The organism is Streptomyces sp. NPDC051582 (assembly GCF_040681715.1).
Taxonomy (GTDB): domain Bacteria; phylum Actinomycetota; class Actinomycetes; order Streptomycetales; family Streptomycetaceae; genus Streptomyces.
This window is the reverse complement of sequence record NZ_JBFAZJ010000006.1, coordinates 1-18,790: the sequence shown is the minus strand read 5'-3', so window position 1 is coordinate 18,790 and position 18,790 is coordinate 1. Positions and strand designations below refer to the sequence as shown.

Genomic DNA, 18,790 nt, shown 5'->3' with positions numbered 1-18,790 from the left:
CCCGCCGCCCGCCCCGGGAGGCCCGGTACGTGTGCTGATCTGCGACGACAACCAGATGCTGCGCGCCGCGCTGGCAGACGTCATCCGGGCCCAGCCCGACCTCACCCTGGCCGGCAGCGCGGCCGACGCCCATGAGGCGATCCGGCTCGCCACCGCCCAACGGCCGCACGTCGTGGTGCTCGACGTCCGCTTCCCCGGCGGCGGCCGGCACACGGCCCGGCACATCATCCGTGCCGTACCCGGGGTGCGCATCCTCGCGTTCTCCGCTTACGGCGACCAGGGTCCCCGCGCCGAGATGGCCGCAGCAGGGGTCGCGGGCTACCTCGTCAAGGGCATCGGCAACGCCGAACTGCTGGCCGCGGTCCGGGCCCTGGGAGGCGAAGCCCTCACGTGCACCGCCTTCGCCGACGGCGGTTGAGCCGCTCGCGCGACGGCCGTAGGGCAGGAGTGGGGACGAGGGCCGGCGAAGGCGATGAGACGGGCGAAGCCGTGGACGCCGGCGCCGTGGTGACGGTGACCGTCGAGGTGACGGTTGCCGTGACGGTCGGGCCGGGCCGGACGGTCTTCGGCTCGGGGGAGTGGGCCGAGGACATCATGCCGCCCATGAGGAACAGGGCGACGATGCCGCTGCATGCCAGGAACGTCTTCTGCCTCGTGCTGAGCTGCCCGGACGGTCCGTCAGGGTCTCCGTACGGATGCCGGGGAAGCGCGCAGCCGTACGCGGGGGGCCGGGTGGTCACGATCACTCCAGGAGGGTGCGGGGGGAATCCCCGACGAAAGCGCCCGGTCCAGCGGGTGCGACAGGGGGACGCCTGTCCGGGCACCGGCAGTTGAGCCCCGCCAAGATACACATTTTGTTGAAGCCGAAAGCGGCCGTTCCGTCCGCGAGCCTTGCACCCCTCCGGGGTAACGCCGCGCAAGGATGTGGGAGCCCCGAGGGCTCGGAGCCCCGGGCGGGAGGAGAGCGCATTGATCACCACACACATCCAGCGCCACGGCACGGTCCTGATCAGTGTCACCGGCACGGTCGACGAGGAAGCGGGCCCGGCGCTGCAGCGGGCGCTGGACGACGTCACCGCCTGCGAGCGGGACCTCATGGTCGACCTGCACGGCGCGCCGTCCATGGACGCCGACGGCCTGCTCCACCTCCTGGCCCTGCACCGGCGTGCGGAGAGCCTGGGCCTGCGCGTCTTGGTCGTCGGCTGGCAGCCACAGCCGCAGCAGCTCATGGCGGATGTCGCGGGCATCCGCGGGCGCGGCTCGGCCACCGGTGAGCGGTACCCCCTGGCGGGATTTCGACGGCTGATCGAGGAGCGGGCGCAGCGCGCACGAGACCTCTCGGATTTCGGTGCCGGGTGGCTGTCCGGCGTCTAGGGACGTGGCTCGCCCCGATCCTCGTAGGGTGACCCGAGGGCGACGCCGTCTTGGCGGATCCCAGCTGAAACGATGCATCCGGACGGTGGGCGACCGGCCTCGCGAGCTGCTGCGGCCCGTCGGGCAGCCGCACGGCGGCGAGGTCGCCATGGTCTCGCGTACCGAGCGTGCATCTCGGGCGCCCTTCCACCTCGCCCCGACGGCCGTGCTGCACTCCTCCGGCTACGAGGTCAAGCGCGGGATGCCGGCGGTGGGGGCCGTTTTGCCGAACCCGCACGGACTGCAGTCGTGGACCACCCGTCCGGTCCGGTACGCGGTCCCGTACGACCCGTGTCCCGGCGGGGCGGGCGCGGGGCGGGCACTCTTTCCTCGGAGAGTGCCCGCTCTGCGTTCCTCAGGTGACGTCGAGGCAGATGACGCGGACCACGAAGTTGGCCGGGGCGACACCGCGGTTGAAGACGTCGATCCGCCAGGAGGAGGAGCCGTCGAGGTCTTCGCTGACGACGGAGAGGTCGAGGGTTTGCAGCAGGTAGCCGCCGCCGGTTGCGATGTCACCGCTGTCGCACGACTTGAAGGCGGAGGTGACCATCCCCGCCGGTGCCGAGATGAGCTCGGTTTCCCGGTGGTACGGCAGCGCGTCAGGGCCGGCGGGACCGGTCGGTCCGGTCGTTCCGTTCAGCCCCGCGGCGCCCGTGAGCCCTGTGAGCCCGGTGGCTCCGGTCGGCCCCGTGAGTCCATTCAGGCCTGCTGACCCGGTGGGTCCCGTCGGTCCCGTGCCCCCGGTGGCTCCCGTTGCTCCGGTGGGCCCAGTGGCCCCGGTGGGTCCCGTCAGTCCCGTCGTTCCGGCGGGCCCGGTGGGCCCGGTGGGCCCCGTGGCCCCGCGTGGCCCCGTGCGGCAGTCGTCGCGCCTCTTGTCGTGCTGGGAGTCCTTGCACCCCTTGTCCGCTCCGGCCCCGTTCCCGGGGACCGATGCGGAGCCGAGGTCTCCCGAGTCCTGCGGCGCGGCAGCCGTTACGGCCCCGGCCGTCCCCGTCGCCAGCAGCAGGACGAGAGAGGCGACGGTGCCACTGCGGCGCCAACCGGCCCGACGGGCCGGTCGGCCGGGTGGACGGGACGTCTGTTCTTCGGAGGCCACTGCTCACTCTCCTGGCATGAGATCCGATGAGATGTTCAGAGGGCAGTCTGGGATCCAGGCCGCAGGCGGCCGTCGCACCCCGCCAGCGAATCCGGATCAATCAGCAGCCTGGAGCAACCGTCCGCGCAGATCAGGCCGGTGTGGCGAGTGCCCGGGCGGGTCGCGTCCGCTCGTAGGCGTGGCCGACCCGCAGGAGCGTGCGTTCACCGAGGGGCCGGCCGAGCAGCTGCATTCCGATGGGCATGCCCGACGCGTCGTGGCCGACCGGAACGGTCAGGGCGGGCACTCCGGTGATGTTGGCGGGGGCGCAGAGGCGCACGTAGGCGTCGGAGACGCTCTCGGCCGTGCCGTCGGGCCAGGTGACCGTCTCCTCGTCGGCCCCGACCGCGGCCATCGGGACGCTCGGGGCGGCGATCACGTCGACCTCCTCCAGCATCCGCGCCCACTCCGCGCGCATCAGCGTGCGGGAGCGTTGAGCGCGCACGTAGTCACCGGCGCTCATCAGCTCGCTCGCTTCCAGGAGGATGCGGACGTCCTCCTGGTACAGCTCGGGGACCGTGCGCAGGCTGCCTTCGTGGTAGGCGCCGGCCTCCGGCACCATCAGGCCCCACTGGGTGGCCCGGACGTAGCGGGCCATCGGGATGTCGACCTCGACGAGACGTGCGCCCAGGGCTTCCAGCTGCCCGATGGCCTGCCTGACGGCAGCCTCCACTTGCGGGTGGACGTTGTCGAAGTAGTACGTGCGCGGCAGGCCGATGCGCAGCCCCGTCAGGTCCGTGCCGGGACCGGGCCGGTAGTCCGCGGCGGGCACGGACAGCGACGCGGGGTCGCGCGGATCGTGGCCGGCCAGCGTGGACAGGACCAGGGCCGCGTCCTCGACGGTGCGGGTGATCGGGCCGACGTGGTCCAGTGACCAGGACAGGGAGGTGACGCCGTGCCGGGGGACGAGGCCGTAGGTCGGCTTGAGGCCGACGACCCCGTTGAGCGCGGCGGGCACCCGGATGGACCCGCCGGTGTCGGTGCCCAGGGCGAAGGTGGCGGTGCCCGACGCGACGGCGACCGCGGAGCCGCCGCTGGAGCCGCCGGCGACCCGGCCGCGGTCCCAGGCGTTGCGGGTCTGCGGGGTGATCAGGCCGTACGCGAATTCGTGGGTGTGGGTCTTGCCGAGCAGGATCGCGCCGGCCGTGCCCAGACGCGCGGCGACCGTACTGTCGGCTGTCGCGCGGTGGTCGCCGCGGACCCGGGAGCCGGCCGTGGTGGCCATCCCACCGACATCGATCAGGTCTTTGAGCCCCATCGGGATGCCGTGCAGCGGTCCCCGGCAACGGCCGTGCGCCATTTCGTGTTCGGCTTCGCGCGCGGCCCGGCGCGCCTGCTCCGCGGTGACCGTGACGTAGGCGCCGAGGTGCGGATCCGCCGTCTCGATGCGGTCGAGGACCGAGTCGACCAGCTCGACGGGGGACAGCCGCCGGGCACGTATCGCGTCCGCGGCGGTGGCGAGGGACAGCTCATACGGCTGCATCGTGCTCCTCCTCCGCGGCGCGGTATGCGGCGGCGGGCGGGACCTCGCCGAAGTCCAGCTCGCGCAGGAGCGCGACGACGCCGTGGATGTGATGGGCGACCGCGGCGACCGCGGCGTGGCGCTCGGCGGGCAGCACCAGTCCGGCCCGGGCGGCCCAGCGGGCGGCCTCGGGTGGTGTGAGTTCGACGGCTGACATGGATGTTCTCCCTCGTGGCAGCGGGAGCGGCGGGGTGCCGACGCCCTGGAGGCCAAGGATTCGCTTTTGTGCGGCTGCACAGGCCGCGGCCGCTCGGCACCCACCCGGGGCATGCCGAGCGGTCGGCTCGCGGGGTCAGGCCGCGGTGGCCGGGATCTCGACGCCGTGCTCGGTGAGCAGCCGGTAGCGTCCGTTCTCCCGGCGGACGGTGCCGCCGGTGGGCTGCGGGAAGTGGGTTCCCAGGAGCAGCGCGTCGGTGTCCGCCAGGGCGTCGAGCAACCGGGTGCGGGTGCGGACGGCCTGGGCGGGGTCGATGTCGACGCAGCTGCTCACGTGGGGGTGCGACAGCTGAACGGGGTGGTGGATGCTGTCGCCGGTGATCAGCGCGCGGCGGTGGCTGCCGCGCAGTTCCACGGCGACCTGCCCCGGGGTGTGGCCCGGGGCAGGGACCAGGACGATGCCCGGCGCCACCTCGCACCCCTGCTCGGGCACGTCGACGAGGTCGTACTGTCCGGCGTCGCGGACGGGGGTGACGGAGTCCCGGAACATCTGGCGGCGGGCCTCGTCCAGGTCGGTGCCGGCCCAGTGGTCCCATTCGGTGCGGCTGGTGAGGTAGCGGGCGTTGGGGAAGGTGGGGACCCAGTCCCCGCCGGCGAGGCGGGTGTTCCACCCGACGTGGTCGGTGTGCAGGTGAGTGGTGATCACCAGGTCCACGGACTCGGGCGGGAACCCGGCCCCCGCCAGGCGTTGCAGGAAGTCGGTGTCGAGACCGTTCCAGGCCGGGTTGGCGCGCGGCTTGGCGTTGCCGATACCGGTGTCGACGACGATCCGCAGTCCGCCGGCCTCCACGGCGAAGCTGTGGCTCGCCAGGCGGGGGACGCCGGCGTCGGCGAACTCGGGGCGCAGCCACGATGCCTCGTCGAGGACTTCCTCGGTGGCGTCCGGCAACAGCCAGGGGCCGGTCTGGCGCGGGAGTTCGATCTCGTCGACGCGGCGTACGGCGATGTCGCCGAGGCTCCATCCCGTGCTGGTGGGGGAAGTGGCCGGACGGGGCGTGGCGGTGTTCATCGGTGGGCCTTTCGGACGGGGTGTGGCGGCGGGGGAAGGCGGGGCTCGGTCGGCGGGGCGTGACGCGGTCAGCTGGTACGCGGCTGCCGCGCGGCGCGGGCGAGGCCGGCGAGGGCCAGCAGAACGACCGTCACGGCGTAGAGCGAGGCGGCGCTCTGCAGGCCGTAGAGGTTGGTCAGCAGGCCGGCGAGGACGGCCGGGACGCTCATGGCGAGGTAGCTGAGGACGTAGTAGGCGGCGAGCGTGCCGGCCCGTTCGCCGGGGGCGGCCGGCGGCAGCAGCAGGCGCAGGGCGCCCTGGGTGACGGCACCGAAGCCCGCGCCCGCCAGGGCCGTACCGGCGAACAGCGCGGGCAGGCTGTGCAGGTGGGGCCCGCTCAGGGTCAACAGGGCCCCCGGGATCAGGAGCGCGCTGCCGGCCCGGCTCGCGGTGCGCGCGGGCAGTGTCCGCGCGGCGTGGACGGCGAGGCCGGCCGCGGCCGTCAGGGTGAAGAAGACCAGGCCGCCGGTCGCGCGGGAGGTGTGCGGGGCGATGAGGCGGGCGAGCGAGGGACCGAGGGAGGAATAGAAGCCGCCCAGCGCCCAGGCGGCGACGACGCCGGGGGCGAGAACCCTCATGGCCGGGCGGGAGGCGGGCGCCACGGCGGCCCCGGGACGCAGGGAGCGCCACGCGCCGGAGCGGGGGCGTGCGGTCTCGGTGGTGAGAAGCACCGCGGCCGCCTGCGCGGCGAACAACAGGAGCAGCAGGACGTAGACGGTGCGGGTGGGAGCGGGGGCGTACTGCACGAGGACGGTGGAAGCCAGCACGCCGGCCGCCATGCCGGCCACGGGGGTGATGCCGTTGGCGAGCGTCGCCCGTCCCGGGCGATCGGGGTCCTCGAAGTCCAGCAGTGCGGCTCCGGCGGCGCTGGTGGCCACGCCGGTGGCCAGGCCTTGCAGGATCCGGGCGGCGATCAGCGCCGTCACGCCCTGGGCAGAGGCGAAGACGGCCATGGCGAGGCCTTCGGCCAGCAGCGCCCCGGCGAGGACGGGGCGCCGCCCGAGGTGGTCCGAGAGCGTTCCCGCCGTCAGCAGGGCCACGAGCAGGGCGAGCGCGTAGGCGCTGAACACGACGGTGAGCGTCATGGCCGAGAAGTGCCATGCGGCCTGGTAGAGCGCGTAGAGGGGGGTCGGCGCGCTTGAGGCGCCCAACAGGCCGATGAGTACGCAGGCGTGGAGGGAGAACGCGCTGCGGCGGCCCAGTACGGGCAGGCGGCGGGTACGAGAACGGGACGGTGTGGCCACGACGCTGAGCACGGAGCACCTCTCATGCCTAAAGGCAAACGCTTTGCTTTAGGCAGAGTAGACCCCTGATGACTCAAAACGCAAACGATTAGCTTTTAGGTGCGGGGGGAGCTGGTCTGCGGTCGAATGCCGCCGCCACCAGGTGGTCGGTGTAGGCCGCCGACAGATCCGAGGGACGGAACAGGATGCGGTACATCAGGGGCGCGACGACGACGTCCAGCAGGGTCTCCACATCGGGCACGGCTTCCCCGCGCCCGGCCGCGCGCACACCGATGGCCTTCAGCTGCTCGGCCGCGTAGTCGGAGCAGCGAACCGCATTGCCCTGCTCGGGGTCGCCCAGCAGGGCGTCGCGGATGTACGTGCGGCCCGCCGTCGAGGACATCTCCTCCGCGAACTGCACCGCCCACGCCTCCAGGTCCGCCCGCAGGCCGCCGTGGTCGGACGGCGGGGTGTCCGGGCGCAGCCGCTCGACGGCCACGTCGGACAGCAGTTCCCGCAGGTCCCCCCAGCGCCGGTAGATGGTGGACGGCGTCACTCCCGCGCGGGCGGCGATCAGCGGCACGGTGAGCGCGTCGCGCCCCACCTCCGCCTCCAGATCGCGGACGGCCTGGTGCACGGACTGCTGGACGCGGGCGCTGCGCCCGCCGGGGCGCGTGGTCGATCGGGCACTCATGCGTACAGCTTAATGCGAAGAAGTTGCGTCTGGGCGGATCACCCGCGCTGGAACCCCGCCCGGGCCCGGACGCTTCTCGAAGCGGCTTGAATCCCCAGAGACGCTCGCCAGCCATCTCGTGGCGCCCACGACCTCGCGCGCTATGTCGACCACAGCACGTCCGTCGGTCGCCACTCGCACCGTGTCCAGGGGCGCCTGCTCATCCAGAATCCGCGCCTTGCGGGCGCTGCCCTCCACCTCCTGCTCCAGCTCCGAGCCCAGTTCCCGACCAGTCAGCCGCTCACGAGCGGTGGCATCGGATGCGGTGAGCACCACCCGTACGATCCCGACGTCCGCGCCCATGGCGCGCTGGAACATCCCCTCGTTCTCAGCCAGAACGCTCACCGTGTGCGTGTAGATCAAACGGCGGTAACCGAGCTCGGCGTAGTTCGACCAGAGCGCCGCCAGATTGCGCTCGGCGATCTTCCTGCGGCGGGGGTCCCCTTCCGGAGCTGGATGGGCCTGCCCCATGAAGTCGCCTTCGATCACACAGTGAGGGACCATCGCGGCACGCATACGTGCCGAGACCTCCCATCCCACCGTCGTCTTGCCGACGCCGGCGCGCCCTCCGATGAGCAATACCTCTGCTTGATCCATGACTGCACCTTGCCACCGAGCGGGCGAACCACGCGAACCACATGTGCGTGGATCAGGGAGACAGGCCCTGTGGCTGTCTGCGAACGGTCAGGAATCGAGAAGCACCGGCCGCTGCCCACCCCCTAGCGTGATGTTCATGGCAACCACCGCTTCCACCGCAGCCCGCATGTCCCTCGCGTCCGTCACCCTTGAGGTGGCCGACCCCGAGGCCGCCCACCGCTTCTACGCAGCCTTCGGTGTGGACGCGTACGTACGCCTGCGGGCCTCCGAGGGCCACTCCACCGGCTTCCGCGGCTTCACCCTGGGTCTCACGGTGTCCGGACCTGCCACCGTCGACGGCTTCTTCGGAGCCGCCGTGGAGGCCGGCGCCACGGTCCTGAAGCCCGCCGCGAGGTCGCTGTGGGGCTACGGCGGTGTCGTCCGGGCCCCGGACGGGACGATCTGGAAGATCGCGACCTCGGCCAAGAAGGACACCGGCCCCGACACCCGCGAGATCGACGAGCTCGTCCTGCTGCTCGGCGTCGAGGCCGTGAAGGCCACCCGGCAGTTCTACGTCGAGCGGGGCCTGACCGTGACCAAGAGCTTCGGCGGCAAGTACACCGAGTTCGCCGCCGGCACCTCCTGCCCCGTCAAGCTGGCCCTGTACAAGCGCAGCGCCCTGGCCAAGGACCTCGGCGTCCCCGCCGACGGAACCGGCTCGCACCGCATCGCCCTCGGCAGCACCGCCGGCACGTTCACCGACCCGGACGGGTTCGTCTGGGAGGCTGCGGAGCAGCCCGCCTCCTCTCCGCACTGACTCCCGCTCCGCATACCGCCCGGCCCGCTCGCACGTGGTCCGAGAGGAAGACCGCCATGGGGTCCACGCAGTCGCCCGCCTCGCGCCCAGGCTCTGGTACGGGATGCCCGCGTACGCCAGGGACGGCAGGGTCGTCTGCCACTTCCGCCTTCGCCTTGAAGGAGCTGACCGCGGCCGATGAACAGCTCGTCAGCGCGCTCGTGAAGAGGGCGGCGGGCTGAGCGGCAGGACGTGCGGGGCGGCGGCGGGGGGTGCCGCGGCCGTCAGGTGGGCCGCCGAGAGCGCCGACGGCGAGGGGAGCGCGGAGCGGGGGACCGGCGCCTCGGCCGCCTCGGCCGCCTCGGACACGGGCGAATGGTTGCGGAAGGCCGCGGCAGGCGGCGTCCTCTCCACGGCGGGAAGCCCACCCACCAGCAGGGCGCATGTCCCGGCGACACCCACCGCCGCGATGCCCATGGCGGTCGCACGCCGCCGCGCCGGGACCCGCCTCCACCCCGCTTCGGGCGCTCGCACGGGCGGCAACACCGAGCGGTGTGTGGGGGTGTCCGCGGACACGGACACAGACGCGGAAAGAGAAGCCGGCGCCGGCGTCACCGCAGCGGCCCGGAGCACCGGCGCACACACGACGTCCCGCAGACGCAGATGGACGAGAGCGGCGTCGGGGCGTGCCCGGGGGTCCTGGTCGGTCATCGCCTTCAGCAGCCTTCCGAGGCCGCCGGGCAGGCCCTCGGGCAGCCGCGGCCCGTGGAGCAGATGGGCGGTGCCGACCTCCACGGGCGTTCCCTGGTACTCGCGGTGGCCGGTGAGCGCTTCGAGGAGGGTGAGTCCCAAGGCGTAGATGTCGCTGGCCGTGCTCGCGCCCTGCCCGAGGAACTGCTCGGGGGCCATGTAGGCGAGGGTCCCGACCAGTGTCTCGTGGGTTTCGCGGGACCGGTCGTGCACGGTCCGCGACAGTCCGAAGTCCGCCAGGAGCGGAGAACCGGCATCGCTGAGCAACACGTTGGACGGCTTCACGTCATGGTGGATGATGCCGTGCGAGTGGACGTGGTCGAGGGCGGAGGCGATCTCGGCGCCGAGCCGTGTCACATGGACGGCACTGAGCGGGCCGGCGTCTATCCGGGCGCGCAAGGTGGCTCCCCGGACCAACTCCGTGACCATGAAGGCGCCCTGGCCCTCCCGGCCGGGGTCGAAGTCGAAGACGGTGACGAGGGCACGGTGTGAGAGCCGGGCCAGCGTGCGTGCTTCTGCGCAGAAGCTGTCGGCGGTGGCCGTGTCCGTGCCGGGGCGGATCACTTTGACGGCCACCTCCCGCCCCAACACCTCATCGGTGCCGCGGAAGACGTCCGCCGTACCACCGGAACCTATGGGGGCCTGAAGTCGGTAGCGACCCGCCAGCAGGGTGTCGCATCGAAGCTGTTCCCCGTACGCGGGGACGGGCCGTGCCGGCATGCGGGGTCCTCCTCCACTGGCGGACGATACCGCCCGCCTACCCGCCGGAAGTCGTCGTACGCAGCCCGTCCGGCAGAGTGTGGCCGCGCGGGGCACGAGCGATGCGCACGGCCGCACTTGGCGCAGCCGCCAGGCTGCTCGGGAGGGTGGTATCGAGCCATGTTTCCGTCACCTGGTCGGCTCAGCAGGACCTAGGGGACCCGCAAAGTCCCGCCTGCCCCGCGGCGCCCGGCGGCCCGCCCTGCGGACGGACGCCGCCACTTCGCGGACACCCCCTAGAGTGTGCGCGTGACCGAGCAGAATCCCGAACTCATCGCCGGCCGGTACCAGCTGGTCGAACGTATCGGCCAGGGCGGTATGGGCCGGGTCTGGCGCGGCCTCGACCAGCACCTCTTCGGACGTGAGATCGCCGTCAAGGAGATCCTTTTCCCGCCAGGCATGGACGACGGCGACCGCGCGGCGCTGGTGCGGCGGTTCATCGGCGAGGCGCGCGCCGCGGTCACGCTCAGCCACCCGGGCATCATCACCGTCCATGACGTCGTGGAGCACGACGGCGCCCCCGTCCTCGTGATGGAACTGGTGCGCGGCCAGTCCCTGGCCGCCGCCATCCGCACCGGCGGGCGGCTGCCCGTGCGCCGCGTGGCCGAGATCGGCGCCGCGATGCTCGATGCGCTGGCCGAAGCGCACAGGGCCCGGATCGTCCACCGTGACATCAAGCCGGACAACGTGCTGCTGACCAAGGACCGCGTCGTCCTGACCGACTTCGGCATCGCCCACCTCGCGGACGCCACGACCAAGCTGAGTCACAGCGGGATCGTCATCGGCACCCCGCACTACATGGCGCCGGAGCAACTGGAAGGCAAGCGTCCGACCGCGGCCAATGACCTGTGGGCGCTGGGCGCGACCCTCTACCACGCCGTCGAGGGCCACCCCCCGTTCGACGCGGAGGGGATCCACGCCCTCGCCGTGGCCGTCTTCACCCGCCCGCACCGGCCCGCGGTCCACGCCGGTCCGCTCGCGCCCGTCCTGGACGCGCTCCTCACCAAGGACCCGGCGCGGCGCGTGGGCGCGGGCGAAGCGGCCGAGATGCTGGCATCGGTACTGCGGTCCTCCGAGCCCGCGCCGCAGGCACCCGCCGGACGGGGGAGCGAACACGAGCCGGCGTCCCCGCCCGCGCCCGACCCGCGGGCGACTCCCGTACCGGATCCGGACGCCGCCGCTCCCGGACCGCCGCCGTCCCCCCGAACCCCGACGGTCCTGGACTCCGGGTCCGGTGCGGACGTACCGCAGCGCCCCGTGCCGGACCGGCCGAACACCCCGCCCCCGCCCGCGCCCCCGGCCGGGGAACCTCGTACGCACGCAATGGCGACCGGCGAGCCGGCCCCCACCGGGCGCCGGCCCTTCACCCGGCGGCCCCTCACCCCCCGGCCCCTCACCCGGCGATACGCCGTCCTGGCCACCGTGCTGGCCACGCTCGCCACCGGCTCCGTCCTCACCTGGACCCTCACCGGGGACAAGGGCACGCCCCACGACGACAGGGCGGCCGGCAGCGGGTCGTCGGCCTCCTCCGTCACCGTGGTGATCGGAGTGGACGCACCGCTGAGCGGCGGGCTGTCCTCCATGGGCGTCGGGATCAGGAACTCGGCCGAGTTGGCGGTGAGGACCGCCAACGAGACCAAGCCCGTCCCCGGAGTGAACTTCGAGATCAAGGCCCTGGACGACGGCGCCGACCCCGCGAAGGGAGCGTCCAACGCCGCCCGGTTCGTGGCCGACGAGAAGGTGCTGGGAGTCGTCGGCCCCCTCAACTCGGGTGTCGCCAAGACCTTCGTGGCGCCGCTCGCGCAGGCGAACATGGCCGTCGTGTCACCGGGCAACACCGATCCCGTGCTGACCTTGGGCTCCGCCTGGGCCGCCGGCGCCCCCTCGCGTCCCCACTCCACGTACTTCCGCACCGTCGCCACGGACGTGGACCAGGGGCCGTTCGCCGCCCGGTACCTGCACGGCGACGCGAGGAAGACCAAGCTGTACGTGGTGGACGACGCCAGCGCCCACGGCACCGCTCTCACCTCCGGCCTCACGGACGAGTTCACCAGGCTGGGCGGGACCGTCGTCGGTACCGAACAGGTCGATCCCGCGGAACGCGCCTTCACGGGCCTCGCCCAAAGGGTGCGGTCCTCGGGAGCCGAGGCCGTCTACTTCGGCGGCTACTACGACACCGCCGCACCCCTTTCCCAGCAGCTCGACCAGGCGGGGGTGAACGTCCCCCTCATGGGTGGTGACGGCATCTTCGACCAGCAGTACCTCACGACGAACCCCAAGGCCGAGGGCGACCTCGCCACCAACATCGGCGTGGCCGCCGGGGAAACGGCGGCCGGGCAGGACTTCCTCGCCCGGTACCGGAAGGCCGGCTACCCGGATGCGGCCGGCTGGTACGGGCCGTACGCGTACGACGCGACCTGGGCCCTCATCCAGGCCGTGAAGGCGGTCGTGGCCGACCACGGCGGCACCCTCCCCGGTGACGCCCGGGCCGAACTGCCCTCCGCCGTGGCGCGGGTGGCCTTCGACGGAGTCACCGGCCGCGTCGGCTTCGACGGGAACGGCGACACCGTCAGCCGCAAGCTCACGGTGTACGCGGTGCGCGGCGGCAGCTGGACGGCCGTGACCAGCGGACCGATCGCCCGCTGACCGCGCCGCGGGCCGAACGTACGCAGCGTGCCTCCAGGTTGCCGGGCAGCGGCGGCCCTTCGCCGCGGTACGGGCGGCAGCCTGCTCAGAACACCGTCTTGGGCCGGGCGGCCTCCGCCATCGAGATCGACAGCCCCTCGGTCAGCCATCTGTGCGCCACGGTCATGTTCAGCACGCGCCCGCCGGTGACCGTGCCGACCAGGCCCCAGTAGCGTTCCAGGCGGGGATCGAAGCCGGACGACCTGGACACCAGCCCGTGCAGGAAGGCGCGGAACGCGGGCGTATCGCTCTCCCGCCGGGCTCGCGCGTGGGCGGACACGAAGGCGTTCACCGCCTCCCCGGCATGCGGTGGCAGACCCCGGGACACCGCGCCGGCCGTCAGGACGGCGACCTCGTCTATCTCCGCGTAGAAGGCCGGGCCGCTGCGCATCTCCTCGTCGTGGTCCTGGGTCCAGCGGGTGAAACCGGGCGTGTTGATGAGCAGATGGAGCTCCGCGTAGGCCAGGACCGTGGCGGGCGCCGGGTCGGCGGGCGGCTCGGGAGAGAGCATGGCGACCATGATGTCGAGGCGTCGCCCGGGCATGCTCCCGGACAGCTCACGACCCCAGTGACCGGTCAGTGTGCCGTGTGCCTGCGGGAGCTGCTGCACACGGGCGAGGATCTCCAGACGCCGCAGGCGCTCCTCGCCCGCGCAGTCGTCCAGGGCCTTGAGCGTGGCCTGGCGCCACCGCAGTTCGACCAGCCGCTCCTGCACCGCTTCGAGCTCGGTCGTCACCAGTTCACCGAGCGAGGACTCGCCGGTCACCACCTGCGTGATGGCCGCGATCGGAGTGTCCAGCGCACGCAGCCGTCGTATGAGGCGGATCCGCTCCCACGCGTCGGGGCCGTAGCGCCGGTGGCCCCCGGTGCTGCGGCCGGCCACGGGCAGCAGCCCGCTGTCGGAGTAGTAGCGGAGGGTCTTCACCGGCACTCCGGTACCGTCCGCGAGTTCACCGATGCTCCAGGTGGTTTGCGTCACAGACCCTTGAACCTCCAGTGCGGGGGAGGTCTTAGCGTACGAGCTGACCGCACCGGCCGACGTCGCGGCCCCGGCCGCTCACGCGGCCTTCGGCTCCGGCCGGCCCGGTGCGGCCCGTTTCGATCGATGAAGGGTGTGTCCGTATGTCCCCAGTCCTGCCGGCATGGTCCGTGCGTCAACGAAGGAGCATCCGTGCGGTGCTGCTCCCCTTGTTCAGCGCGGTCGCGGTGCTCGCGGCCACCGCCGTGCCGGCGGCGGCCGGGGAGTCCGGCTCCCCGCAGTCCCGGGGAGCGGACGGCCCCGTCGTACGGACCGAGCAGGGCCTGGTACGCGGAGTTCCGCACGGCTCGTACAGCACCTATGACGGCATCCCCTACGCGGCACCGCCGACGGGACCGCTGCGCTGGCGGCCCCCGGCGCCCGTCACCCCGTGGCGCGGTGTGCGGGACGCGACGGTTCAGGCCCAGCGCTGCGTGCAGATGCCGGCACCCGGTGCGGCAGCGGTGGTCGGGTCGGAGGACTGTCTCTACCTGAACGTCACGGCGCCGACGCTGGCGCTGGCGCCGACGCCGAAGCCGACGCCCGCACCTCCGCAGTCGAGCCGTAAGCGACCCGTGCTGGTGTGGCTGCACGGCGGCGCGTTCCTCGGCGGCTCCGGCAATGACTTCAGCGCTGAACGGCTCGCGGTCCGGGGTGACGCGGTCGTCGTGACCGTCAACTACAGACTGGGCGTCTTCGGCTACTTCGCCCACCCCGGCCTCGGCTCCGCCGCGCCCTTCGGCCTCGCGGACCAGCAGGCGGCCCTGCGCTGGGTGAAAGCCAACGCGGAGCACTTCGGCGGTGATCCGCAGAACGTCACGCTGTTCGGGGAGTCCGCCGGCGCCCTCGGCATCTGCGCGCACCTCACCTCACCGACGGCGGCCGGGCTCTTCCAACGGGCCGTGCTCCAAAGCGGTTCCTGCTTCATGTCCTTCCCGCGCGGGGCCCTGGGACCCGCGACACCCGCGTACGAGCCGTTCGCCCCGCAGCACGACGTCGAGACGGCCGGCGCGGAGGCGGCCCGGCAACTGGGCTGTACGGCCGGCGACGCCGGGGTGGTGCTGGCGTGCCTGCGCGGGACCGGCACGGACCGCCTCGCCACGCCCGGGATGATGCAGTCCTTCAACCGGCCCGCCTACGGCAACGCGCTGCTGCCCATGGCGCCGGACGAGGCGCTGAGGGCGGGACGCTTCCACCGCGTACCGCTCATCCAGGGCACCAATCACGATGAGATGCGCATGTTCGTCGGACTGTCGCTCGGCGCCTTCCCCATCCGGACCGAGGAGGACTACCGTGCCCGCCTGACGGACGCCTTCGGGAGCACGGCCCCGGCCGTCGAGGCGCAGTACCCGGCAGCGGACCACCCCACGCCCGCCCTGGCCTGGGCCGCGGTGCTGACCGACCGATCGCTGGCGTGCACCACGCTGGCCGCCGACCGGGCCATCGCCGCGCGCGCACCCGGCCTGCCCCTCTACGGCTACGAGTTCGGCGATCCGGCCGCTCCGACGCCCGCGGGTCTGCCGGGGAACCCCGACTTCCCCTACGGGGCGGCGCACGGCTTCGAGCTGCCGTACCTGTTCTCCTCCATCCCGACCGAGCGGCCGCTGACGGATGCTCAGCGCGCCCTGTCCGGCCAGATGGTCGACTACTGGACGGACTTCGCGCGCACCGGGACCCCGAACGGCCCCGGCGACCCGCCCTGGCCCGTCCTGCGTCCCGGGTCTCCGCGCAGCGGTCCGGTGCTGTCGCTGGCTCCCGGGCGAGGAGCGATCCATCCCGTGGACGCGGACTCCGCACACCACTGCCGGTTCTGGGACTCCCTGTCCCGTTGACGGCCCCGGACGTGGGGGCGGCCTCGGACGTGGGGGCACCCCGGACGTGGGGGCGGCCGCGGGCGCCGGGCACCGCTCGCGGCCGCACGCGTTGCGGAAACGTTCCGTCCGCCCTCTGGCGGACGCGCGTAGACCTGGGTCACCATCTCCTTGCCCCATCAGCACACCCTGCTCGTCCGCACCGTCGTCCCGTCCGTCACGGCCACCAGCAGGAGACGATCCCGATGAAGCTCCGTTCGGTCCTCACCGCGCTCACCCTCGTCCTGGGCGCTCTGTTCGCCCCTGGAGTCGGCGTCCTCGGCGGCGCCACCGCCGCGCACGCGGCCACCAAGATCAGCCACGCCACCGCGAGCTCGATGTTCCGCGGCTCCGCCATCACCTGGTCGTCGTCGGGCGGTTGCTCGGACCGCGCCAACGCGACCTGCACGTCCTTCGAGCAGCTCAACCTCGCGACCGCGCAAGGCGCCCAGACCCTCAAGAGCGCCAGCGGCTGCGCCCTGAACATCACCGGGGGCACGGAGACCGGCCACGCCGGCGGCACCTACTCGCACTGGAACGGCTACAAGCTCGACTTCGGCAAGTACACCTGCCTCGGCAACTACATCAAGAACAACTTCAGTTACATCGGTCTGCGGGGCGACGGCGCCCCGCAGTGGAAGTCCGGCGCCGGCAACGTCTACGCCGACGAGGGCAGCCACTGGGACGTGACCTTCTACAACTGCGGCGGCTGCTGACCCGGCACGGCCGGCGTCACCGCGCGACCGCTGCGCCAGGACGTCTTCTGCGCACCCCGTCGCCGGGCCTGCGGAGAGGACGTCCGCACCGGCAGTCCCGTGTACGGCCCACACGGCCGGACCCGGACGCCCAGTGGGAGCCGACAGCCGCACTGGAGGAGCCGCTCAGGGCGGGTCGTCGCCGCGCCGGCGCTCCCGGCGCAGCACCTCCTGGAGGTCCGCCAGCCGGTCCAGGCCCCTGACCGGCTGCGCCATCCGCGGGTTGCCCTCCAGGCGGGCCCGGTGCCGGTGCAGGAAGGCCCAGTAACCGGCGGTGTACGGGCAGGCCCGGTCACCGGTCCGTTCCCCGGGCCGGTAGACGCACCCACCGCACAGGTCGCTCATGCGGTTCACGTAAGAACCGCCGGAGGTGTAGGGCTTGGTGGTCATGCGTCCACCGTCGGCGTACTGCGACATGCCGACGACGTTGGGGACCATCACCCAGTCGTAGCCGTCGACGAAGCAGCGGTGGAACCAGTCCGTCACCGCCTCCGGATCCCAGCCCCGCTGCAAGGCGTAACTGCCCAGCAGCATCAGCCGGGGGATGTGGTGCGTCCATCCCGTGTCCCTCACCTGGGCGAGCGCCGTGGACAGGCAGCGTGCCCGCACCGCGTCCGCGTCCAGTTCCAGGAACCAGCGCGGCAGCGGCTCATGGTGCCGCAGTACGTTGCGGTGCCGATAGCGCGGGCCGAAGTACCAGTAGAGCTGCCAGACGTACTCGCGCCACCCGGCGACCTGGCGGACGAAGCCCTCCACGCTGTTGACCGGAGCGCGGCCCGCCCGCCATGCGCCCTCCGCCCGCTCCACACACTCGGCCGGGTCCAGCAGGCCGAGGTTGAGCGAGGAGGAGAGCAGGCTGTGGCTCATCACCGGGTCCTGTGCCAGCATCGCGTCCTCGTACGGGCCGAAAGCGGCGAGGCGGTGCTCCACGAAGCGGCGCAGCGCCGCCAGTGCCTCGTGCCGGGAGGCCGGGAACATGCGGGGGCCGTCCGTGCCCACGAAGGAGACGGAGCCGTCGCGCTCCCACCGGTCGAGATCGGCGCGCACCTCCTCGTCGACCTCGTCCTCCCGCGGCCGGTAGGGCGCGGGGGAGCCGAGGGTCCGTGCCCCCTTGGGCGGGGGCTCGCGGTTGTCGTGGTCGTGGTTCCAGCGCTCGCCCGCCGGGCGGTCGCCGTCCATCAGCAGGTCGTGCGAGTGCCGTACCCAGCGGTAGAAGTCTTCCTGCCGCAGACGCCGTCCGCCGTGCCCGTCGGCCCACGCGCGGAACTCCTCGTGCCCGACGAGGAACCCGCGCGCCGGCAGCACGGTCACCGGGTCCAGCGACCGCACCAGCCGCAGTGCCGCGTACGAGGTCGGGTGGTGCACGGTCACCGCGGTGCCCCCGACCGCCTCACGCAGTCCTTCGCGGTAGGTCTCCGCCCGGACGTACCGGACCCGGTCGCCGAGTTCGGCGGCGCGGTGGCGCATCGCGGACAGCACCAGGTGGGCCTTGGCCCGGTGGAAGCGGCGGCGCCGCAGGACCGAGCGGGCTTCGATCATCACCACGGGCACGTCGGATCCGGTGGTCAGGAAATGCGGCCCGAGCTGGTCACCGAACAGCCAGTGAGGCACCGCCATGGACATGCTCCTTGGTTCCGGGTGTCGAATTGCTGCAACCCGAGTTCCCTCTTGATGGGAAGAATAGGTTACGAAACGGTCTAAACTTACGCGCCTTCCCTTGCGCGGCGACGCATCCGGTCCTCTCGCTCCGGGGAGTGGACGTGTGGAGTCCGGTGCGTGGGGCAGGCGGGTCGGTGCGCGACAGCCGTACATCGACACCGTGAAGGAGTTGCGGCATGACCGACGACATGTGGGCTTACCGTTCGGGCATCATCCACCCGACGGGCGAGGACCTGACGGGCTACCGCGTGGAGGCCGCAGACGGCCACATCGGCAAGGTCGACAGGCATTCCAACGAGGTCTCCGACGCGTACATCGTGGTGGACACCGGAGTGTGGATCTTCGGCAAGGAGGTCCTGCTTCCCGCGGGGACGATCCTGCGCGTGGACGGGGAGAACAAGACGGTCCACCTGGAGCGCACCAAGGAACAGATCAAGGCGGCTCCGGAATTCCATCGCGACAACCACTTGCGCGACCCGGACTACCGCCAGGCGATCAGCAAGTACTACGCAGGCTGATCCCGCCCCGTCCCGGGCAAGGTGATCGCGCGACGCCGCGATCCGCATCGCGGCCGGGGGGGGGGGGGCGCCCCGGCCCGGCGGACCCCCCCCGGGGGGGCGGGGGGTGTTGGGGGTGGGGGGGAGGCGGGCCG

General features: G+C 72.6%; 17 protein-coding genes. 7 read left to right on the top strand and 10 right to left on the bottom strand.

Features of this window, described 5'->3' with window-relative positions; all coding sequences use genetic code 11:
* Positions 1 to 31: 31 nt before the first annotated feature.
* Positions 32 to 418 (top strand): response regulator transcription factor, encoded by a 387-nt coding sequence (locus AB0M92_RS10385; protein ID WP_366101682.1) that lies wholly within the window; start codon positions 32 to 34, stop codon positions 416 to 418.
* Positions 419 to 969: 551 nt separating this feature from the next.
* A complete protein-coding gene (locus AB0M92_RS10380; protein WP_366101681.1) occupies positions 970 to 1,374 on the top strand; it encodes an STAS domain-containing protein in 405 nt (134 codons plus the stop codon).
* 394 nt (positions 1,375 to 1,768) lie between these two features.
* Here AB0M92_RS10380 and AB0M92_RS10375 read toward each other — a convergent pair whose 3' ends face one another.
* The 7 genes from AB0M92_RS10375 to AB0M92_RS10345 all read right to left on the bottom strand — a co-directional run bounded on the left by AB0M92_RS10375 (position 1,769) and on the right by AB0M92_RS10345 (position 7,887).
* A complete protein-coding gene (locus tag AB0M92_RS10375) occupies positions 1,769 to 1,963 on the bottom strand; it encodes a hypothetical protein (protein WP_366101680.1) in 195 nt (64 codons plus the stop codon).
* A gap of 676 nt (positions 1,964 to 2,639) precedes the next feature.
* Complete coding sequence (locus AB0M92_RS10370; RefSeq protein ID WP_366101679.1) at positions 2,640 to 4,031, bottom strand: amidase; 1,392 nt, start codon at positions 4,029 to 4,031, stop codon at positions 2,640 to 2,642.
* Positions 4,018 to 4,227 (bottom strand): hypothetical protein, encoded by a 210-nt coding sequence (locus tag AB0M92_RS10365; RefSeq protein ID WP_366101678.1) that lies wholly within the window; start codon positions 4,225 to 4,227, stop codon positions 4,018 to 4,020. Before AB0M92_RS10365 ends, AB0M92_RS10370 begins: the two co-directional genes overlap by 14 nt.
* A 135-nt stretch (positions 4,228 to 4,362) precedes the next feature.
* Complete coding sequence (locus AB0M92_RS10360) at positions 4,363 to 5,295, bottom strand: MBL fold metallo-hydrolase (RefSeq protein ID WP_366101677.1); 933 nt, start codon at positions 5,293 to 5,295, stop codon at positions 4,363 to 4,365.
* Between the two features lie 68 nt (positions 5,296 to 5,363).
* On the bottom strand, positions 5,364 to 6,590 hold the full coding sequence (locus tag AB0M92_RS10355) for an MFS transporter (RefSeq protein ID WP_366101676.1): 1,227 nt from the start codon (positions 6,588 to 6,590) through the stop codon (positions 5,364 to 5,366).
* 76 nt (positions 6,591 to 6,666) lie between these two features.
* A complete protein-coding gene (locus tag AB0M92_RS10350; RefSeq protein WP_366101675.1) occupies positions 6,667 to 7,251 on the bottom strand; it encodes a TetR/AcrR family transcriptional regulator in 585 nt (194 codons plus the stop codon).
* A 9-nt stretch (positions 7,252 to 7,260) separates the two neighbouring features.
* Complete coding sequence (locus tag AB0M92_RS10345) at positions 7,261 to 7,887, bottom strand: AAA family ATPase (protein WP_366101674.1); 627 nt, start codon at positions 7,885 to 7,887, stop codon at positions 7,261 to 7,263.
* A gap of 136 nt (positions 7,888 to 8,023) precedes the next feature.
* On the opposite strand from AB0M92_RS10345, the gene AB0M92_RS10340 reads away from it, so the two are divergent.
* On the top strand, positions 8,024 to 8,683 hold the full coding sequence (locus AB0M92_RS10340) for a glyoxalase (RefSeq protein ID WP_366101673.1): 660 nt from the start codon (positions 8,024 to 8,026) through the stop codon (positions 8,681 to 8,683).
* A gap of 189 nt (positions 8,684 to 8,872) precedes the next feature.
* Here the strand turns inward: AB0M92_RS10340 and AB0M92_RS10335 are convergent, their stop codons facing one another.
* Positions 8,873 to 10,132, bottom strand: a complete 1,260-nt coding sequence (locus tag AB0M92_RS10335) for a serine/threonine-protein kinase (protein ID WP_366101672.1) — start codon at positions 10,130 to 10,132, stop codon at positions 8,873 to 8,875.
* Positions 10,133 to 10,420: 288 nt separating this feature from the next.
* On the opposite strand from AB0M92_RS10335, the gene AB0M92_RS10330 reads away from it, so the two are divergent.
* Positions 10,421 to 12,817 (top strand): ABC transporter substrate-binding protein, encoded by a 2,397-nt coding sequence (locus AB0M92_RS10330; protein ID WP_366101671.1) that lies wholly within the window; start codon positions 10,421 to 10,423, stop codon positions 12,815 to 12,817.
* Positions 12,818 to 12,902: 85 nt separating this feature from the next.
* Here AB0M92_RS10330 and AB0M92_RS10325 read toward each other — a convergent pair whose 3' ends face one another.
* Entirely contained in the window at positions 12,903 to 13,835 is a 933-nt protein-coding gene (locus AB0M92_RS10325) for a MerR family transcriptional regulator (RefSeq protein ID WP_366101670.1), read from the bottom strand.
* Between the two features lie 197 nt (positions 13,836 to 14,032).
* Between AB0M92_RS10325 and AB0M92_RS10320 the strand changes: the two genes are divergently transcribed.
* Positions 14,033 to 15,706: a carboxylesterase family protein gene (locus AB0M92_RS10320; RefSeq protein ID WP_366101669.1), complete on the top strand. Its 1,674-nt coding sequence runs from the start codon at positions 14,033 to 14,035 to the stop codon at positions 15,704 to 15,706.
* A 224-nt stretch (positions 15,707 to 15,930) separates the two neighbouring features.
* Positions 15,931 to 16,440 (top strand): hypothetical protein, encoded by a 510-nt coding sequence (locus AB0M92_RS10315; protein WP_366101668.1) that lies wholly within the window; start codon positions 15,931 to 15,933, stop codon positions 16,438 to 16,440.
* 165 nt (positions 16,441 to 16,605) lie between these two features.
* Here the strand turns inward: AB0M92_RS10315 and AB0M92_RS10310 are convergent, their stop codons facing one another.
* The gene (locus AB0M92_RS10310) at positions 16,606 to 18,096 is read right to left on the bottom strand and encodes a cryptochrome/photolyase family protein (protein ID WP_366101667.1); all 1,491 of its coding nucleotides are present in this window, start codon (positions 18,094 to 18,096) and stop codon (positions 16,606 to 16,608) included.
* 218 nt (positions 18,097 to 18,314) lie between these two features.
* On the opposite strand from AB0M92_RS10310, the gene AB0M92_RS10305 reads away from it, so the two are divergent.
* On the top strand, positions 18,315 to 18,656 hold the full coding sequence (locus tag AB0M92_RS10305; RefSeq protein WP_366101666.1) for a PRC-barrel domain-containing protein: 342 nt from the start codon (positions 18,315 to 18,317) through the stop codon (positions 18,654 to 18,656).
* Positions 18,657 to 18,790: the final 134 nt, after the last annotated feature.

Bases quoted from the DNA above. Each gene is read 5' to 3' on its own strand.
- AB0M92_RS10375 (WP_366101680.1), bottom strand. From the start codon at position 1,963: ATGGTCACCTCCGCCTTCAAGTCGTGCGACAGCGGTGACATCGCAACC.
- AB0M92_RS10370 (WP_366101679.1), bottom strand. From the start codon at position 4,031: ATGCAGCCGTATGAGCTGTCCCTCGCCACCGCCGCGGACGCGATACGT.
- AB0M92_RS10365 (WP_366101678.1), bottom strand. From the start codon at position 4,227: ATGTCAGCCGTCGAACTCACACCACCCGAGGCCGCCCGCTGGGCCGCC.
- AB0M92_RS10360 (WP_366101677.1), bottom strand. From the start codon at position 5,295: ATGAACACCGCCACGCCCCGTCCGGCCACTTCCCCCACCAGCACGGGA.
- AB0M92_RS10350 (WP_366101675.1), bottom strand. From the start codon at position 7,251: ATGAGTGCCCGATCGACCACGCGCCCCGGCGGGCGCAGCGCCCGCGTC.
- AB0M92_RS10345 (WP_366101674.1), bottom strand. From the start codon at position 7,887: ATGGATCAAGCAGAGGTATTGCTCATCGGAGGGCGCGCCGGCGTCGGC.
- AB0M92_RS10340 (WP_366101673.1), top strand. From the start codon at position 8,024: ATGGCAACCACCGCTTCCACCGCAGCCCGCATGTCCCTCGCGTCCGTC.
- AB0M92_RS10335 (WP_366101672.1), bottom strand. From the start codon at position 10,132: ATGCCGGCACGGCCCGTCCCCGCGTACGGGGAACAGCTTCGATGCGAC.
- AB0M92_RS10315 (WP_366101668.1), top strand. From the start codon at position 15,931: ATGAAGCTCCGTTCGGTCCTCACCGCGCTCACCCTCGTCCTGGGCGCT.
- AB0M92_RS10310 (WP_366101667.1), bottom strand. From the start codon at position 18,096: ATGGCGGTGCCTCACTGGCTGTTCGGTGACCAGCTCGGGCCGCATTTC.
- AB0M92_RS10305 (WP_366101666.1), top strand. From the start codon at position 18,315: ATGACCGACGACATGTGGGCTTACCGTTCGGGCATCATCCACCCGACG.